The 1176-nt window shown below is 54.6% G+C and carries 2 protein-coding genes; both read left to right on the top strand.

The window, feature by feature from the left end; genetic code table 11:
- The first annotated feature begins 160 nt into the window (after positions 1–160).
- Positions 161–688, top strand: coding sequence for a hypothetical protein (locus tag OU793_RS24530; protein ID WP_024700480.1), 528 nt, complete (start codon positions 161–163; stop codon positions 686–688).
- The coding region (locus tag OU793_RS24525) for a type II secretion system protein J (protein WP_274647909.1) at positions 685–1176 on the top strand (492 nt) is incomplete at its 3' end. The genes OU793_RS24530 and OU793_RS24525, both read left to right, overlap by 4 nt.

The raw sequence follows: 1176 nt of genomic DNA, 5'->3' as shown, positions 1-1176 counted from the left end.
ACTCCTCTTATGTCGATATTGCCATCAGCAACATTGAGCAAGACAACGTGCTGGCTCTGGCCAACCAACTGGCGCCTGTGAGTACCGAACGCTGCGCCAAGGCCGACACTGATTGTTCTAGCGTTGTGGTCTCTGACACGACCATCACCGTCACCATGTAATGACGCGCCAATCTGGCGTGTCGATACTGTCGTTTTTATTGGCTCTACTTTTAGCCAGCGTCTCGCTGGCTATTACTGCCGCAATCGGCTCACACCTGTTGCGGCAAACCAATCAAAGCGAAGAGTTCAAATCGGTCATGGTGGACGTATTTCAAGGCATGGACGCCGCCATCAGCGACCAATGGCAAGACTCAGGCTGCCGCGCCCTGTCTGAGCCGCCCACACTGCAAACCCTCGTCAATGATTACGAGGTGCCCGCCTCCGTGTTGACGTCCCCTTACGCCATTTCTATCGCGTATCGCACCCCAACCGGTGCCACGTTGAGTTGGGGCATCAAAGTCACCGTGACGCTGCCCGATGGTCTGTCGGGTTATTCACTCACGCGCGCTGCCCAAAGCGTTGCCGATGACGTGTTCATCACCGAGCGCACCATCACGCTCTATAAAGGCGTCGCCACCATTAACTCACAACTGCAACACCAATATTTTGATGGGGAAACCGGTTGTATGCAGGAGGATTACGAATGATGAAACGCCAACGAGGACTTGGCTTACTGGATGTACTCTTTGCGCTGGCGCTGCTGGGTCTGATTTACGCGGGCGCCGCCAAAGTGCTCATGACGCAAAAAGAAACGAACGCCGCGCAAGACTACCGCGTTCGTATCGAGCAGGTCATCGAAGCGCTCCAGAAATACCAATACCAGCAACGCACCATCAAGCCACCGGTCGCCGTGATTGATGAGTTCCCGACCGAACTCAATGATTTGGTGACCACCGATGAGCAGTTCTGGATCAACTGTAGCGAAACCGACGAAGCGGCCAAACGCTGTATTCGCCCTGATTCGGTACCGTGGACGCGTGAGCGCATCGGTTATGAAGCCGGTCATAAGAGCATCACCATTGGCACCGAGCTTCGAGATGTCGCTTACGCCCAGCTGACCTTTCCGCTATCGAGCAGCGTCATTGAGCCGATTTACCGCGCGAAATGGGCAACTGAATTACTCAAGATGCCTTAT

This window comes from Vibrio sp. VP6 (genome assembly GCF_028823755.1).
Classification (GTDB): domain Bacteria; phylum Pseudomonadota; class Gammaproteobacteria; order Enterobacterales; family Vibrionaceae; genus Vibrio; species Vibrio parahaemolyticus.
This window is presented reverse-complemented; position numbering and strand designations above follow the sequence as displayed.